Annotated in this window: 13 protein-coding genes; 4 read left to right on the top strand and 9 right to left on the bottom strand. The window is 43.1% G+C overall.

All coding sequences use genetic code 11. The features are described 5' to 3' along the window. Window positions 1–2: 2 nt before the first annotated feature. Both Q8M62_RS01000 and Q8M62_RS00995 read right to left on the bottom strand, forming a co-directional pair. Complete coding sequence (locus tag Q8M62_RS01000) at window positions 3–1,457, bottom strand: DUF1501 domain-containing protein (RefSeq protein ID WP_092728696.1); 1,455 nt, start codon at window positions 1,455–1,457, stop codon at window positions 3–5. 1 nt (window position 1,458) lies between these two features. Next, a complete protein-coding gene (locus tag Q8M62_RS00995; RefSeq protein WP_304902476.1) occupies window positions 1,459–3,768 on the bottom strand; it encodes a PSD1 and planctomycete cytochrome C domain-containing protein in 2,310 nt (769 codons plus the stop codon). A 328-nt stretch (window positions 3,769–4,096) separates the two neighbouring features. Here Q8M62_RS00995 and Q8M62_RS00990 point away from each other — a divergent pair, with 328 nt between their 5' ends. The 4 genes from Q8M62_RS00990 to Q8M62_RS00975 all read left to right on the top strand — a co-directional run bounded on the left by Q8M62_RS00990 (window position 4,097) and on the right by Q8M62_RS00975 (window position 10,297). Next, window positions 4,097–6,718 carry a TonB-dependent receptor domain-containing protein gene (locus Q8M62_RS00990; protein ID WP_304902475.1) on the top strand — a complete coding sequence of 874 codons (2,622 nt, stop codon included), beginning with the start codon at window positions 4,097–4,099 and terminating at the stop codon, window positions 6,716–6,718. After that, a complete protein-coding gene (locus Q8M62_RS00985; RefSeq protein ID WP_304902474.1) occupies window positions 6,715–7,770 on the top strand; it encodes a DUF4249 family protein in 1,056 nt (351 codons plus the stop codon). The genes Q8M62_RS00990 and Q8M62_RS00985 overlap by 4 nt, the downstream gene beginning before the upstream one ends. Continuing rightward, the gene (locus tag Q8M62_RS00980) at window positions 7,767–9,692 is read left to right on the top strand and encodes a hypothetical protein (protein ID WP_304902473.1); all 1,926 of its coding nucleotides are present in this window, start codon (window positions 7,767–7,769) and stop codon (window positions 9,690–9,692) included. The genes Q8M62_RS00985 and Q8M62_RS00980 overlap by 4 nt, the downstream gene beginning before the upstream one ends. 167 nt (window positions 9,693–9,859) lie before the next feature. Next, complete coding sequence (locus Q8M62_RS00975; RefSeq protein ID WP_304902472.1) at window positions 9,860–10,297, top strand: hypothetical protein; 438 nt, start codon at window positions 9,860–9,862, stop codon at window positions 10,295–10,297. Between the two features lie 56 nt (window positions 10,298–10,353). On the opposite strand, the gene accC is transcribed toward Q8M62_RS00975, so the two are convergent. From accC to pdxA, 7 genes are all read right to left on the bottom strand, one after another. Next, window positions 10,354–11,703 carry an acetyl-CoA carboxylase biotin carboxylase subunit gene (gene accC / locus Q8M62_RS00970; protein ID WP_092728694.1) on the bottom strand — a complete coding sequence of 450 codons (1,350 nt, stop codon included), beginning with the start codon at window positions 11,701–11,703 and terminating at the stop codon, window positions 10,354–10,356. Window positions 11,704–11,728: 25 nt separating this feature from the next. Then, window positions 11,729–12,199 carry an acetyl-CoA carboxylase biotin carboxyl carrier protein gene (accB, locus tag Q8M62_RS00965; protein ID WP_304902471.1) on the bottom strand — a complete coding sequence of 157 codons (471 nt, stop codon included), beginning with the start codon at window positions 12,197–12,199 and terminating at the stop codon, window positions 11,729–11,731. Window positions 12,200–12,295: 96 nt separating this feature from the next. Further along, the gene (efp, locus tag Q8M62_RS00960) at window positions 12,296–12,859 is read right to left on the bottom strand and encodes an elongation factor P (RefSeq protein WP_092728692.1); all 564 of its coding nucleotides are present in this window, start codon (window positions 12,857–12,859) and stop codon (window positions 12,296–12,298) included. A 22-nt stretch (window positions 12,860–12,881) separates the two neighbouring features. Then, window positions 12,882–13,883: a beta-ketoacyl-ACP synthase III gene (locus Q8M62_RS00955; protein ID WP_305667995.1), complete on the bottom strand. Its 1,002-nt coding sequence runs from the start codon at window positions 13,881–13,883 to the stop codon at window positions 12,882–12,884. A gap of 229 nt (window positions 13,884–14,112) precedes the next feature. Then, window positions 14,113–14,304, bottom strand: coding sequence for a 50S ribosomal protein L32 (rpmF, locus tag Q8M62_RS00950; RefSeq protein WP_092728691.1), 192 nt, complete (start codon window positions 14,302–14,304; stop codon window positions 14,113–14,115). Window positions 14,305–14,316: 12 nt separating this feature from the next. Further along, a complete protein-coding gene (locus Q8M62_RS00945; RefSeq protein WP_304901411.1) occupies window positions 14,317–14,895 on the bottom strand; it encodes a DUF177 domain-containing protein in 579 nt (192 codons plus the stop codon). Between the two features lie 109 nt (window positions 14,896–15,004). Next, window positions 15,005–16,027 carry a 4-hydroxythreonine-4-phosphate dehydrogenase PdxA gene (gene pdxA / locus Q8M62_RS00940; protein ID WP_304901410.1) on the bottom strand — a complete coding sequence of 341 codons (1,023 nt, stop codon included), beginning with the start codon at window positions 16,025–16,027 and terminating at the stop codon, window positions 15,005–15,007. Window positions 16,028–16,042 lie beyond the last annotated feature (15 nt).

Genomic DNA, 16,042 nt, shown 5'->3' with positions numbered 1-16,042 from the left:
AATTAAGCGATCAGGTCTTTTACAACTTTTCCGTGTACATCGGTGAGCCGGTAGCGTCTGCCAAGATGTTTATAGGTAAGTTTTTCATGGTCTATTCCCATCAGATGCATTACTGTTGCTTGAAAATCATGGACATGTACCGGATTTTCGGTGATGTTGTAGCCGAAGTCGTCTGTCTCTCCATAGACCATTCCGGACTTTACTCCACCGCCTGCCATGAAGATGGAAAATGCCCTCGGATGGTGATCCCGGCCGTAGTTTTCGGGTTGGATCTTGCCTTGGCAATAATTGGTTCGGCCAAATTCTCCACCCCAGATGATCAGGGTTTCGTCCAACAATCCGCGTTGTTTCAGGTCGGTAATCAATCCTGCTGTGGCTTGGTCCACATCTTTAGCCTGCCCAATCATCTGATTGGGCAGGTTGTCATGGGCATCCCAGCCCTGATGATAAAGCTGGACGAAGCGGACTCCATTCTCTGAGAGTTTCCTTGCCAAAAGGCAATTTGCAGCGTAAGTGCCGGGAACCAAGCAATCCGGGCCATAGAGTTTGATCACGCTGTCCGGCTCTTTAGAGGTATCGGTGATCTCCGGCACGGCAGTTTGCATGCGGTAAGCCATCTCGTATTGCTGCACTTTAGCGGTGATCTGCGGATCGTTGAATTCCTGATAGTTCATCTCATTGAGCGCGGCGATCTGATCGATCATTTTTCGGCGCTGATCCCGACTCATACCATCCGGATCTTTGAGATAAAGCACTGGATCTTCGGAATTGGAAAACTGGACTCCCTGATGGGTCGCGTCCAAAAAGCCATTGGACCAAAGCTTGGAATAAACGCCCTGCCCATTGCCTTTGCCACGACTCAACAGCACGCAGAAAGCCGGAAGGTTTGCATTTTCACTTCCCAGGCCATAGCTCAACCAAGACCCCATACTGGGACGGTTTCCAACTTGAGCGCCGGTTTGGAAAAAAGTCAGTGCAGGATCGTGATTTATGGCTTCGGTATGCATGGATTTGACAATCAACAGATCATCCACCACACTCGAGATGTGTGGAAAAAGGGAAGAAATCCAAGCCCGACTTTCGCCATATTGATTAAACCCGAAGTAAGAACCTACCAGGGGAAAAGAACTCTGTCCTGCAGTCATGCCGGTCAAGCGTTGCCCCATCCGTATGGACTCGGGGAGTTCCTGTCCAAAGTTTTTGGTCAAAAGCGGTTTGTAATCAAAAGTTTCCAGTTGAGAAGGAGCACCATTTTGGAAAAGATAAATGATCCGCTTGGCCTTTGGTGCAAAATGAGGAAGTGCGCGCATCAAGCCGTCCTCTGCTTCCTGCTTTCCGGTGAATAAATCCGGAATCAACAACGAACCCAAAGCAACACTTCCGATTCCCAAACTTAGCCGCGATAGAAATTTTCGCCTGTTGTGGTTGAGTCCCTGTTCTAATATTTCCTTTTCCATCTCAACTTTTGGTTATCGTTTCTTCCAAATTATACAAACTCACAATCACCTGCATCAAAGCGGCATTTTCGGGTGTGATCGCTTTTTCATTCATAGGATATTCACCTATATCCAATGCCTTTTTTGCATTTTCGGGATTCTCCCGAAAGTCCTTCAATTGAGTTAGGTAGTAGTCTAAGAGCAGCTCTTTTTCTTTGGACTTCATTTCCCGGCAAACTATCCGCTTGAAAGCTTCTTCAATCGCCTTTTCTTCATCTGAAATGCCTTCCGAAAGCTTTGTTGCCAAGACCCGGGCTGCTTCCAATACCATCGGATCGTTCATCATCACCAAGGCTTGAAGTGGGGTATTGGTCCGGTTTCGGCCGATTTCGCAACGATCCCGGTTACTTGAATCGAAGATGATTGCTTTGGGAGGAGGTACGGTCAGTTTAATGAAATTGTAGATTCCCCTTCGGTAAAGCTTGTTGCCGGTATCCTGTATGTAGGTCGCAAGCGTACCTCGTCCGGAGGTGGCCGCCTCCCAAAGTCCGGAAGGCTGATAGGGTTTGACACTTGGTCCTCCGATTTCTCCGTGAAGGAGTCCGCTGCTCGCCAAAACCAAGTCTTGGATATGTTCTGCCGGTAATCGCAACCGGGGTGCCCTTGCCAGATAGAGATTGTCGGGATCGATGATCAGGTGATCCTTAGTGATCACTGCAGACTGTCGGTAAGTAGCCGAAAGTAGGATCTGCTTAATCAGACGCTTGATATCCCAGCCGTTTTCCATAAAGTCAGCTGCCAGCCAATCCAGTAGTTCGGGATGGGTAGGCAGATCGCCCTGCATACCGAAGTCTCCGGCTGATTTAACTATTCCTTTCCCGAAGATTTCCTGCCAGATCAGATTGACAAAGACCCGGCTGGTCAGTGGGTTTTCGCGATTGGTGGTCCATTTGGCCAAGCCAAGCCGATTTTTCTCCAGATTTTCGGGAAATTCAAAAATGGAAGCCGGAGTAGAGGCATCCACCGGGATGGTTGGGGCGTCATAAACTCCCCGATCAAGAATATAAGTCGTACGTTTTTCCTCGTTTTCACCCATCACGGATACCACGAGTTTGGTGGTATCCGGGTGGTTGATGAAGTTCATGATTCCATCCAGATCGTCTCGTTCGATCCAAAGGATGGGCGTTTTTGCAGGCTTGGTTCGGCTGATGTCGCCTTCAAATCCTTTTTCTTTGGAATTGTTGAAAAAGGCAAAAAGCTCGAAGTATTCCTTTTGGGAAAACGGATCATACTTATGGTCATGACATTGAGCACACTCCATTGTGATGCCGAGAATACTTTTGCTGAAGGTGTTGGTTTTGTCCAGCACATATTCGATTCGGTATTCTTCCTCGATGATACCGCCCTCTTCGGTGTACTTGTGATTTCGGTTGAAAGCTGTGGCTAAAATCTGTTCCTTATTGGCGTTGGGAAGCAGGTCACCTGCAAGTTGCCATGTCAGGAATTGATCGTAGGGAAGGTTCTGATTAAAAGCATGAATAACCCAATCGCGGTAGGGCCATTGGGACCTGACTTCATCATCCTGATAGCCGTAGCTGTCTGCATAGCGGGAAATATCCAGCCAAAGGACAGCCAGTTTTTCCCCGAAGGCAGGCTGTGCAAGCAATTCATCCAGTAATTTTTCATAAGTGTTTACACCTGTGAAATCTGCGTATTTGTCCAATAACTCCGGCTTAGGCGGTAGTCCTGTCAGATCCAAACTGGTCCGTTTAATGAGTTCCTGAGGTTTGGCTTCGGGATTGGGCTTTAGCTTTTTGGAACGCATTTTCCGGTACGCAAATGCATCGATTTCGTTGGTTCCCCAGTCGACTTTAGGAACTGCCGGCTTCTTTACCCTCAAAAAAGCCCAGTGTGGTTCGTATTTGGCACCTTGCTCGATCCAGCGCTTGATCAATTCAATTTCCTCTTCATTCAGCGAAAGATTGGATTCCGGAGGAGGCATCATTTCTCCGGGATCAGTGGAGCTGATCCGGTGGTAGACTTCGGACTTTTCCAGATTTCCTGCTACAAGGGCAAACTTACCCGGACTTTCTTTAAGTGCAGTAAAAGCACCAACCTCGGTGTCCAACCGTAAGTCTGCCTCCCGCTTATTCGCATCTGGCCCATGACAGGCGAAGCATTTGTCAGACAGTATAGGGCGGATGTGAAAGTTATAGCTGATTTGATCGGATGCAGAGAGATCAGGCTCCTCTACTTGCTGCTTTCCACAGCTCCAAAATCCCACCAAGAGGAGCCATAAAATGATTCGAAAGTCAAAATAGCGAGAAGTCATTTGGATTTATTTTAATCAGTGAAAAAAGTTAATGAAAAATTTTAAATAAGTCAGAATTCATTTTCGTTTTGAAAAAATGGTTCTAAACGCATTTTTTTGATTTCACCGGAATAAAAGGATTCTTGATGGATAATTTTATTCAAGTACTTGTAGCGAAGTGGAACTTTATTCTGTTTCTGTATTACCATCCCATTAAAGATTGAAAAAAAAATAATCAGGAATTGAGTAACCATTTGAAGTGTTTAAATACCAATACTCCAGTTTCTATACCCTAAGTAAAACTGCTTTTGATAGATTCAGTACGCTTACGAAGACGACCAACTATTACATGAAGATTTTTTTTACATTTTTGGCATTTATGGCATTGCTCTCCATTGCTGCCGCCCAGGAAATATTGGAGAAAAGTAAGCTGGCAGAGCAAATGGAAAATTATTTTCGGCTGACCGGTCAGCGGATTTTGATTCTAGACCAGGATATTTCTGGGCTAAATGTTCCATCTGATTTGGAGCTCAGGAAGCTTCCTTTCTCTTTGACAGAAGGGACTGATTATAGTTTTTTTCTTTTTCAGGATAAGTACGTGGTGATTTATCCTGCTTCGCTCCGTGATACCTACTCTGAAAAGTTAGATAAACTTTCCTCAGTTTCTAAAGCATCGATATTTGAAATCAAGGGAAAACTTCGGGACAATGAAATGAAAACCTTCATTGCAGGTGGTCTTTTTTCTATTCCTCAACTTGAACTTGCAGCGCTTACCAATGAAAAAGGAGAATTTTCTGTTCAGGTACCCGAGGGGACATACATTGGATATTTTAGCTCAATGGGAAAGCAGACCGAGCAAAAAATTCTTAAAGTGTACCGGGATCAGGACCTTGATGTTATACTTTTTGAGACGATCAGCGAATTGGATTTGGTCACTGTGACAGACCGTGCCATAGATGCGAATGTGATGAGTACCCTGCCCGGCGCCACCCGAATGCCTATGGAAGAACTGAAGCTTCTGCCGCCCCTGCTGGGCGAAGTGGATGTGGTTAGGAGTATGCTCTTGCTTCCCGGTGTATCCACCGTAGGAGAAGGAGCATCAGGATTTAATGTCAGGGGTGGTGGAGTGGATCAAAATCTGATCTTAATGGATGGGGCACCAGTGTTTAATCCCTCCCACATGTTTGGGTTTTTTGGCATTTTTAATCAGGATGCTGTAAATGATGCCACTCTTTATAAAGGAGATATTCCCGCTCAGTTTGGAGGAAGACTAAGTTCAGTTTTGGATATCAAGACAAAAGCCGGAGACATGCAAGATTGGTATCTAACAGGCGGCGTTGGTTTTCTATCCAGCCGATTGGGAGCAAATGGGCCAATCAATGATAAAACCCAGCTAATGGGAACGTTCCGTGCAGCTTATCCTACCTGGATCTTGCAGCGGATCCCAAACACCGGTATCAGTGAGAGTGTTACAAATTTTACCGATGGAAATCTCCGAATAGATCATCGGATCAATGATCGCAACAGCCTGGTGATCAGTGCCTACATCAGTTCTGATTATTTTAAATTTGGGGCAGATACTGCGTACACATGGCAGACCAATCTAGCGAGCATGAAATGGAAATCCTTTTGGGGAGAAAATTTGGGTGCCGAAACTAATTTAACCTATTCAGGCTACCGTTATACAGTACTTGGTGAAGCCAGTCCTCTTGATTTTGAATTGGGATCATCCATTAATTTCCTTGGGATTCAGCAACAATTTGAATGGTCGGGAGAAAAGCTTGAGGGCTTGCAGTTTGGATTCCAGGTCAATTCCTATCAAATGGGAATGGGTGATCTCAATTCCCGCTCCAAGGAATCCTTGATTATTCCGGTTGCCATTCCGGATGAACAGGGAGTCGAAAGTGCCGCTTACATCCAAATACCATGGAAAATATCAGACAAACTGCAAGGTCAAATCGGGTTGCGGTATTCACACTTTTTTGCTTTGGGCGCAAAGGATGTCTATCAATATCAACCGGGAATTTCAAAAGACACCAGATCTATCGTAGATACAATTTCCTATAGGGCAGGAGAGGTATTCGAGTCTTATGGAGGATTTGAGCCTCGGTTAACAATCCGGTATGCGATCACGGATGATTTCTCGGTCAAGGCTTCAGTGAATCGAAGTCTCCAATACCTTCATTTGCTGACCAATAATTTTGCTTCAGCACCAGTTGACCTGTGGAAACTCAGTGATTCCTACATCAAGCCGCAAGAAGCTTGGCAATATGCCCTAGGAATTTACAAAAATCTCAAACAAAATAAGATCGAGACCTCACTGGAAGTGTATTATAAGGATATGCCGCGCATCGTGGAATACTTGGATGGTGCCCAATTATTCCTTAACCCTGCCTTGGAGACAGACTTGGTGATGGGCTCCGGCTATGCTTATGGATCAGAACTGCTAGTCCGAAAGAATTCCGGGAAACTCAATGGCTGGATTTCCTACACGTTCAGCAGGTCGCTTCGAAAAGTGGAAACTGAATTTGGAGAAGCTGTCAACCAAGGAGGCTATTTTCCAGCTAACTGGGATCAGCCGCATGATCTCACGGTCGTTAGCTCATGGCAACCAGTCAGGAGAATTTCATTTAATGCGACCTTCAATTTCCGTACAGGTAGACCGATCACGCTCCCAAGCGGGATTTATGATATTGGAGGAAATATTGTGATAGACTATCAAGAGCGAAATCAGGCTCGTATCCCTGATTACCACCGATTGGACTTGGGGATGACCTATTATTTCTACCAAAAGAGAAACAGTAATTACAAAAGCTCGCTTAACCTTTCCTTTTATAATGTGTATGCCAGGAGAAACGCTTTTTCTTGGTTTTTTCAGCCGACTCCTGAGTTGGGAATTCCCAAATCCTACCGGCTGGCCGTCATTGGCACAATCATTCCTTCAGTCACTTATAATTTCTCAATTCGATGAAAAAGCTGATTCAAAGGATTTCTTTTCTATGCCTGATTATCGGAATTGGATCCTGTGTGGATGAGATCAATCTTTCTCTCGAAAAATCAAGTCAGGCGATCGTCATCGAAGCTTGGGTTGGTAATAATCCCGCAGACACTTACGTGAAAGTTTACCGTACGAGCCCCTACGTTTCCGGTGTTTTGAGTCCCAATTACATTCCTGTGGAGGTGAAGTATGTGGTGGTCGAGCAGGAGGGGGGAGAGGACATTAATTTTAGGCAGGTCCAATCGAATGTTTTCAGGCAATCAGGTAGTTTTGATCCTGTTTCTGGTAAAAAATTTAGATTGGTTCTGGAGACTGGAGAAGGGGACGTATATGAGAGCAGCTGGGAAACTATGCCACCCTTTGTAGAAGTGGAGGACATACAAGGTAAGGCCTTTACCAAGCAGGTCTTGATCACTGTCGGTCAGAGTCAATTTATTCAAAGCCGTACTTTTGCTGATATACAAGCTCAAATTTCTGATCCTGGGGTTGGACAATTAGGATACCTGATTGAATCATCCGGAATTACTGAACTCTACACCACTTCCAATAGCGACAATTGCGCATGTACCTGCTATGAACGGGTTTCCAATGTTTTTGCTGGAATGAATTTAACTTCCAACGAACCCTTTCAAGGGAGAGCTTTTGGCTTATCCCTTGGCGAAATTCCGCTCAGTTCAATAGGGAGGTTCTTTGTCAGCACAAAGGTCAAAGTAGTAAATAAAACAGGATATGACTACCTCAATCAGGTCAATCAACAACAACGTAATTCGGGGAGTATTTTTGATCCTGCACCCTTCCGGATCAGAGGAAATATAAAAAAGCGGGGTTCAGAGAATCAAATTGTGCTCGGGGGCTTTTTCCTTTTTCAAGAAAGCTCTTCTGAAAAGCTGCTGTTTCGAACCCAAATTAGAAGTGAATCGCTAAATCTCAGCCATGCCCTCGATGCACTTCCATTTGTAAACGGAGACTGTAGAGAAAAATATATCGATGCTTCGCCGATCGTCCCGATTCAATTCAGACCATGAAAATCCCTTTTGCACTTCTGATTATTTTCAGTTTTTTCCAAAGTATACATTCCAAAGGGCAAGAAAAAAAGCATTCGGTCATGGAGTTGGAAAACTTCGTATTGATCACTGACCAGGAGTTTTACCTCGTCGGGGATCGAGTGTGGTTTGCTGCCAAACTTTTGAAAAATCACGAAAGTTTCCGCTACAGCAAACTTGCCTATGTCGCTGTTTTGGATGCAACTGGCAATCCGATACATCAGGAAAAGATGTTGCTTACAGAAAATAATATGGTCTTTGGGGATCTCTTTATCCCCGAAAATAGTCAGACAGGCGTATTCACTCTGGTTGTTTATTCAAAATGGATGGCAAATTTTGAAGATTTCCCCATTGCCAAAAAGGAATTTCTGGTGGCCAATTCGAATGTTCCCTTTGCCAAAGGAGACCCAGCTTTATTTTGGGAGCAAATTCCTTTTGAAAATGCGCCAATCAGTATTTTTCACACTTCGGATCGAGCTGAAGTGATAGAGATTCAAGACAGTGAAGGAAATACAATTGAAATTTTGGAGTCAGTTCCCCCATTGACAAAAACACTTTCAAAAGTGAAACAAAAAGACGGATATACGCTCTTTTTCAGAAACTTTAGTTATCAGATTGAGCCACAAAAATGGCTTTGGGAACCCGCTGATTTCAGCTTGAATTCTAATGTGGGCATAGTTGATCAAAATCTAAAGATCATCACTCATACAGATTGGATGATCTTGGAGGAACTGGAAGTGACTCAAGCTAAATCGCGATTCAACAAAGCATTGTATGAGAACCTGAAGTCTTTTGATATTTCGGTTATTGATGAATCCAATAAATTAGTTTGGAGCTATCAGGTTCGCATCCCAGCAAAATCCTCCGGTAAAATGACGCTAAAGTCTCGGGGAATTGTAGGTGAATCGATTGCCCTCGATTTGGTTGGTTTCCCTTCGCACTATACGAGTGGGATTGTATTGGCAAGAGCGCAGGAAGAAATAATAGTTACAGAATTTGTAGAGCTATTGAATGATCCCAACTGGAGAAACCTTAACTCAGCTTCTAAAGGTCCCAACTTGATCACATCGCTAAATAGGGTAGTAGAAAGCCCTTTGATGCTCAAGGATTACAGTCCGATGTTTGATTACAAAATCTGGTCTACGGATATCTCTGGTCGATTTTCGAGTTCAGTAAAGCGTGCTAAATTCTCTTTTTCCTTTTCGGATAAGCTTTTGGAGACTTTTATTAATCGAAAAGTTTATCGGGAGCATTTTGAGATTTCGGATGAAGTGGTGGCGCTTGAGTCTCCTTTTCAGGCGGACAAGGTTTATTACATCCAGGACTATTTCGAATTTCCGGATTTGGAATCCTTTTTTAAGGAAATCGTGCCCCAGGTACGGTTAAAAAAAGTAAAAAATCAGGACTACAAAAATGTGTTTGTCGCCAATACTGACAATCAAAATGTAAAATTCAACAAGAAACCTTTGGTTTTGGTGGACTTTTACCGACCAGTTTCAATTGAGGAATTTTGGAAGTTGGATATGGTTTCAGTGGATCGAATAGAGCTCTATTATCATCGCTCAACGGTAGAAAAAACCAATCTTGGTGAAGCTCCCGGTGATGGTTTGATCGTGGTTTATACCAAAAACAATGAGTATTTTCTGAAAAACAATCTTGGAAAGGAACGGTATTTTTTGGCGGACGTGAGCGTCCCACGACGACCTGATTATTCCGGGAAGAACACCCAAAAGATCAGCGCCAATGCATTGCAGTTTTTGGATTCTGGCTTGACCTTTTATCGGGGTAGGAGCAAATCAGGCAATCTCAAATTCGATACAGCGGGAAGCTGGTTGATTGAAGCTTGGATTTTTGGAAACTCCGGTTTTGAAAGAATTCAGAAGCGGGTAGTAATTGATCCCTAACGTTGAAAGAATAGGGAGTTTAGAAAATCTTTAAATTATGTATCATCCTTTGAAATTCGCATTATTTGAAAAATAAAAGTGTGGGATAATCGATTTTTGCCAATTATTCTGATTGATTTTTTAAGATTTGATTTCGTGACGGGGTAAATTGAGAAAAAGAAACCGCCATGAAAAATCAAATAATCACCTATACAGCAATTTTATTCCTATTGGGTTTTCTGGGCTCCTGCAAGGTCTACCGAAATGTAGAAAATCTTAATCCTAAGTCTTCTGAAGAAGAAAGAGCAGGTGATTTTGATGTTAGTTCATTGAATAAACTTGTCGAAGGGGATCAAATTATAATAAGGACTCTTGAGGGTAAAAAGTATCGACTTTTCTATAAAAGACTCCTTGGAAATCAATTAATTGGGACAACCATAAACAAAGGACTAAATCAGTCCCAAATAAACCAGAATATTGAATTCGCTATTGCTGACATTGAACAATTGTGGGTGAAAAGAGTGAGTGCAGCTGCAACAGTACCAATTGTAATTGTAAGCTCTTTGGGATTGGCTTTTGGAATTTTAGTAATCGCATTGACCTCAGGTGGAGGATTTGGATGGTGATAAAAATTGAAAAGCCACCCTTACGAGTGGCTTTTAAAATTTTTATCTTTTTACTACTAGTATCTAACCAATGAGAAATCAAAGGTTTCCAGAAACTTCGTCGTGAAGTTTCCAGCTTTGAACTCCTCATCTTCCAGTAGGGCAATGTGAAAAGGAATGGTAGTTTTGATACCGTCGATTACGAATTCTTCCAAAGCCCGCTTCATCCGTACAATTACTTCTTCTCTGGATTGACCACTCACAATGAGCTTTGCAATCATTGAGTCATAGTTTGGAGGGATGACATAGCCTGCGTACACATGTGAATCCACCCTGACACCACGTCCACCGGGAATATGAAGGTTCAGAATTTTCCCCGGGCTAGGTCTGAAATTGTGGGCGACATCTTCGGCATTGATTCTACACTCCATCGCAAAGAGTTTAGGGTAGTAGTTTCTGCCCGAGATTGTCTCTCCTGCGGCCACTTTGATTTGTTCCTTGATCAGGTCAAAGTCAGTAACTTCTTCAGTAATAGGATGCTCCACCTGAATACGGGTGTTCATTTCCATAAAATAGAAGTTGCGGTCTTTATCCACAAGAAATTCGATAGTTCCAGCACCCTCGTATCCGATTGCCTCTGCACCTTTGATGGCAGCTTTACCCATAGCTTCACGAAGTTCGTCCGTGATAAATGGAGAAGGAGTTTCTTCCACCAGTTTTTGGTGCCTTCGCTGGATAGAGCAATCGCGCTCTGACAGGTGGCAAGCTTTACCGGTTTTATCTCCGATGATTTGGATCTCAATATGGCGAGGTTCTTCCACATATTTTTCCAAATAAAGTCCATCATTACCAAATGCAGCACCTGATTCCATTTTGGCATCATCCCAGGCTTTTTTGAAGTCTTTATCTTCTCTGACGATTCGCATTCCGCGGCCACCACCTCCGGCAGTTGCTTTAAGAATAATCGGATAGCCCATTTCATTGGCGAGTTTCAGGCCTTGTTCGATAGAATCTATCAGTCCTTCAGAGCCTGGAATAGTTGGAACACCCGCAGCTTTCATGGTTGCTTTGGCTGTAGCCTTGTCACCCATTTTGGCAATCATATCCGGAGAAGCTCCGATGAATTTGATGCCATATTCCTCACAAATCCTCGAAAACTCGGCGTTTTCTGATAGGAATCCGTAGCCAGGATGAATCGCATCCGCATTGGTAATCTCTGCTGCGGCTATGATTCGCGGGATGTTGAGGTAGGAGTCGCGACTTGGCGCTGGTCCAATGCAGACAGCCTCGTCTGCAAATCGAACATGCAAGCTGTCTTTGTCTGCTGTTGAATACACTGCCACCGTTTTGATCCCCATCTCCTTGCAGGTTCGGATGATTCGGAGTGCAATTTCTCCACGATTTGCTATTAATATCTTTTTAAACACGGTCTTGTATGGTTATGTGAAAAAATCAACCAGCCGGATCAACTAGGAACAATGGCTGATCGTATTCTACCGGTGTGGCGTTGGCAACCAGAATTTTCACGATTTTGCCTGAAATCTCAGATTCAATTTCATTGAAAAGCTTCATGGCTTCGATGATACAAACTGTCTCTCCTGCTTTAATTGATGCACCTTCTGTCGCAAAGGGTGCGGAATCTGGGTTCGGGGTTAGATAGAATGTCCCGATCATTGGAGATTTGATTTCGATCAGGTTGGAAGGTGCGGCTACCGGACTAGGAGTAGGCGCGACTGGAACAGGGGAAGCTACAGGAACTGGAGCAGGTGCAGGAGCTTGTGGTGCTGCCGGCGCGTGGATGATTTGCGCTGACTCTGCATATTTTTTAATGGAAAGTTCAAATTCCTCGGTTTTGATTTTGACCTCTGCAAGGCCGGAATTGGAAATGTAGTCGATCAATTCCTGGATCTCTTTAGCTTTCATAGGGTTTTAGTTAGTTGAAATGTGCAATGACACTTCTGTTGGGTTTAAAAACAATAAAGCCGCGTAATTTAAAGAAATCACACAGCCTTTTATAATTTATTTTACTCTTTCCGAGTAAGATCCATCTCTGGTGTCCACCCGAATCATAATGTCCTGCTCCACGAACAAGGGAACCATAACGGTTGCACCGGTTTCCAAAGTTGCAGGTTTTTGAGCGTTGGTGGCCGTATCTCCTTTGATACCCGGCTCGGTATAAGTGATCATCAACTCCACAAATGGCGGTAATTCCACTGATAGGGGAGTTTCTGTTTCATCATGGATAAGGATGTCGACGTTTTGACCGTCTTTCAAGAGTTTTGGTCTTTCGATCAGTCGCTCTTCCAGACTGATTTGTTCGAAGGTTTCGGTATTCATGAAATTATACCCCATGTCATCTGCATATAGAAATTGGAAAGGCCTTTTTTCTACGCGTGCGGTTGTTACTTTTTCACCTGCATTGAATGTCTTTTCCAAAGTCTTACCAGATCTCAGACTTTTTAATTTGGTTCGAACGAAAGCCGCACCTTTCCCCGGTTTGACGTGTTGAAATTCGACAATTGAATAAATGTCATTGTTCATTACCAGACAAAGGCCATTCTTAAAATCTGCAGTACTTGCCATAATATATTTATGAATATTGAGTTTATTTTTTAGGATCGTATGACCACTTCAAGTAAATAGAGCCCCAAGTGAAACCACCACCGAATGCAGCCAATATAAGGTTATCCCCTTTTTTGAGTTGGCTTTCATACTCCCAAAGACAAAGAGGAATAGTAGCCGCAGTGGTATTGCCATAGCGTTCTATATTCATCATGACTTTATCCGGGCCAATTCCCATGCGGTTTGCAGTGGCATCGATAATTCGCTTATTGGCTTGATGTGGGACGAGCCATGCGACATCTTCACCTTTTAATCCGTTCCTTTCCATCACTTCTGCACTGACATCTGCCATATTTGTCACAGCAAACTTAAAAACTGAAGCTCCTTCCTGGTAAGCAAAGTGCTCTCGAGCAGCAAGAGTTTCAGCTGTGGCAGGCCGACGGCTTCCCCCTGCTTTCATATGTAAGTAAGGCTCCCCAGACCCATCTGACTTGAGGATGGCGTCCATGATTCCTTCTTCTTCCGTAGTGGCTTCAAGCAATACTGCGCCTGCTCCATCACCAAAAAGAATGCAGGTAGTCCGGTCTTGATAGTCAACAATTGCGGACATTTTGTCCGCGCCTACGATTATTACTTTCTTATGCGTTCCGGATTGAATAAATTGAGAACCTACCTGAAGTGCATATAAAAAACCGGAGCACGCTGCTGCTACGTCAAAACTGAAGCTTTTTTTAGCCCCAACTTTATCGGCGACGATATTCGCCGTGGCAGGGAAAGGAAGGTCTGGAGTTACAGTGGCACAAATGATCATTTCGATTTCCAAAGGATCTATGTTGGTTTTTTCCAAGAGTCCTTTGACAGCTTCAATTGCCATTACTGAAGTTCCTTGGTTTTCACCTTTTAAGATTCTTCTTTCCTTGATTCCTGTCCGGGAAGTGATCCACTCGTCGTTGGTCTCTACCAGCTTTTCAAGTTCTGTGTTTGTCAATCGATATTCCGGTACGTAACCTTGTATACCGGTGATTTTGGCTCTGATTTTCTCCATTCTTATAGGTCTGAAAGAGGTTTTTATCTTTGTAAGGCCCCCAAATTGGGTTGATTTTTTCTTAGGTAATTCCTGAGAAAAGTCAAAAATAGCATAATGCCCTCTGTCCACCAAAACCAATACAGTATCCCGTATTCAAATTGCTGCAAGTCAGGTCGTTTGAGTTTTAACCAACAAAAAATCCATTCCTTGAGAGAATGGATTTTAAAAATATCGTATGAAGTTGATATTATGCTTTTATTTCTTTTTCGATGATTACTTGTCCTTTGTAGTACAATTTTCCGTCAAGCCAGAAAGCTCTGTGTGGTAGGTGCATTTCGCCGGTAGTTTGACATTTTGCCATTCCCGGAGCTTCCAGTTTATAGTGAGTTCTTCTCTTATCTCTTCTGGTTTTCGAAATTTTACGTTTAGGATGTGCCATTTTATGCGTGGTTTATGATTGTTCTTTGTTTTTTAACTTCATTAATTGTTCCCATCGTGGATCGACAGGTTTTATTTCTTCTTCTTCGTTTGGACTTTCACATTCGGTATCACTGTCCAACTCATCATCGATATAGACATATCCACCTTCTACTTCCAACTCTTCATCATCCAATTCATTTCTGTGATCAGGATGAATTTTTTTGAGTGGAAGGGCCAGCAATATGAATTCATAAATTAGCTGGGCGACATTGATGATTGGTGTATCTCGTGTAATCATGAACACATCTTCATCAATCTCCCGCTCTTCAGATCCATATTTGTAGATCATTTTTTGGGAAAAATCCAAAGGATGATCAAAGGTTTCCAAACTTCTATCGCAGGTCAGTTGTACGCTGCCTTTGATGTGAAAATGGGCTTCAATTACATTTGCCCCTTTATCAAGGATGACCCGTATGGTCAAATTGCCTTTTTCGACGATTTCATTGTCTTCGAAGTTTTGGAAAAATGAATCGCCAATTTCGAAGTCAATTTCGTGTCTCCCTTCCTTGAACTTAATTACTTCAATATCAAAGGTTTTCCAGAATTTCACGATTTGTCCTCCCGATTTAAGAGCGCAAATGTAGGTATAATTTTAAAATAGCTAAAACAGAACTTGAAATTATATTTGGTTCTTACCCCTTTTTCTTAATAAAATTAAGTTAGCCTTCTACTTCTTCTATTTCATGCAGCTGAATGATATCTGCGGCTAAGTGAAGCGCCGCTCTCATAGATCCCTCATCAGCGATGTTTTTACCAGCGATATTATAAGCTGTACCATGGTCAGGAGAGGTGCGAATTACCGGTAATCCTGCAGTAAAATTGACGCCTGAACTGAAAGCAATGGATTTGAACGGAATTAATCCCTGATCGTGATACATTGCCAAAACCCCATCAAACTTCTGCTGATGCTTCATCCCGAAAAAACCATCGGCAGGATATGGGCCAAAGACATATTTATTTTGATCTTTTAGCTCCTTGATCGCGGGCTTGATGATTTTCTCCTCCTCTTCACCCAGCAGTCCGTCTTCTCCTGCATGAGGGTTTAGGCCTAGAATGGCGATTTTGGGCTTATTAATTCCAAAATCATTTTCAAGGCTTTTGAGAAAAATATTGGCTTTCTTCTGAATTCGTTCTTTGGTGATGGTTTCTGGAACTTTTGCCAATGGCAAGTGCCCTGTAACTAAAGCAACACGTAAGGTGTCATCCACCATCATCATCAGACTTTCTTTGGCCCCTACAGCCTCTGTGATGAATTCGGTATGTCCAATAAAATGAAAATCTTCGGAGTTAAGATTGTTTTTGTTTAAAGGAGCTGTGACCAATCCTTGGATTTTACCGTCTTTAAGATCATTTACGGCAGCCTTTAGCGCTTCCAATGCCATTTTTGCAGCCTCGACAGTTTCCACTCCGGGAATTACTTCCGGAGACTCTTCCATTACATTGATCACATTGATCTTTCGGTGTTGGATTTCATCCAACGATCGGATTTGGGAGAAATTAAAATCCTCCATACTCATCAGCTTTCGATAGAACGAGATCACTTTTCCATGACCATAAATCAAAGGTGTAAATGACTTATAAACCCGATTGTCTGCCAGCGCTCTCAGCGTTACTTCTACTCCGATCCCATTGATGTCTCCAATGCTGATTCCAATGATGGGTTTTTGTTTTTTTGCGTTCATGTTACGATATGCCGT

The organism is Algoriphagus sp. (genome assembly GCF_030694375.1).
Lineage (GTDB): Bacteria > Bacteroidota > Bacteroidia > Cytophagales > Cyclobacteriaceae > Algoriphagus.
Note: the sequence above shows the minus strand (reverse complement) of the source record. Positions and strands in the feature narration are given on the sequence as shown.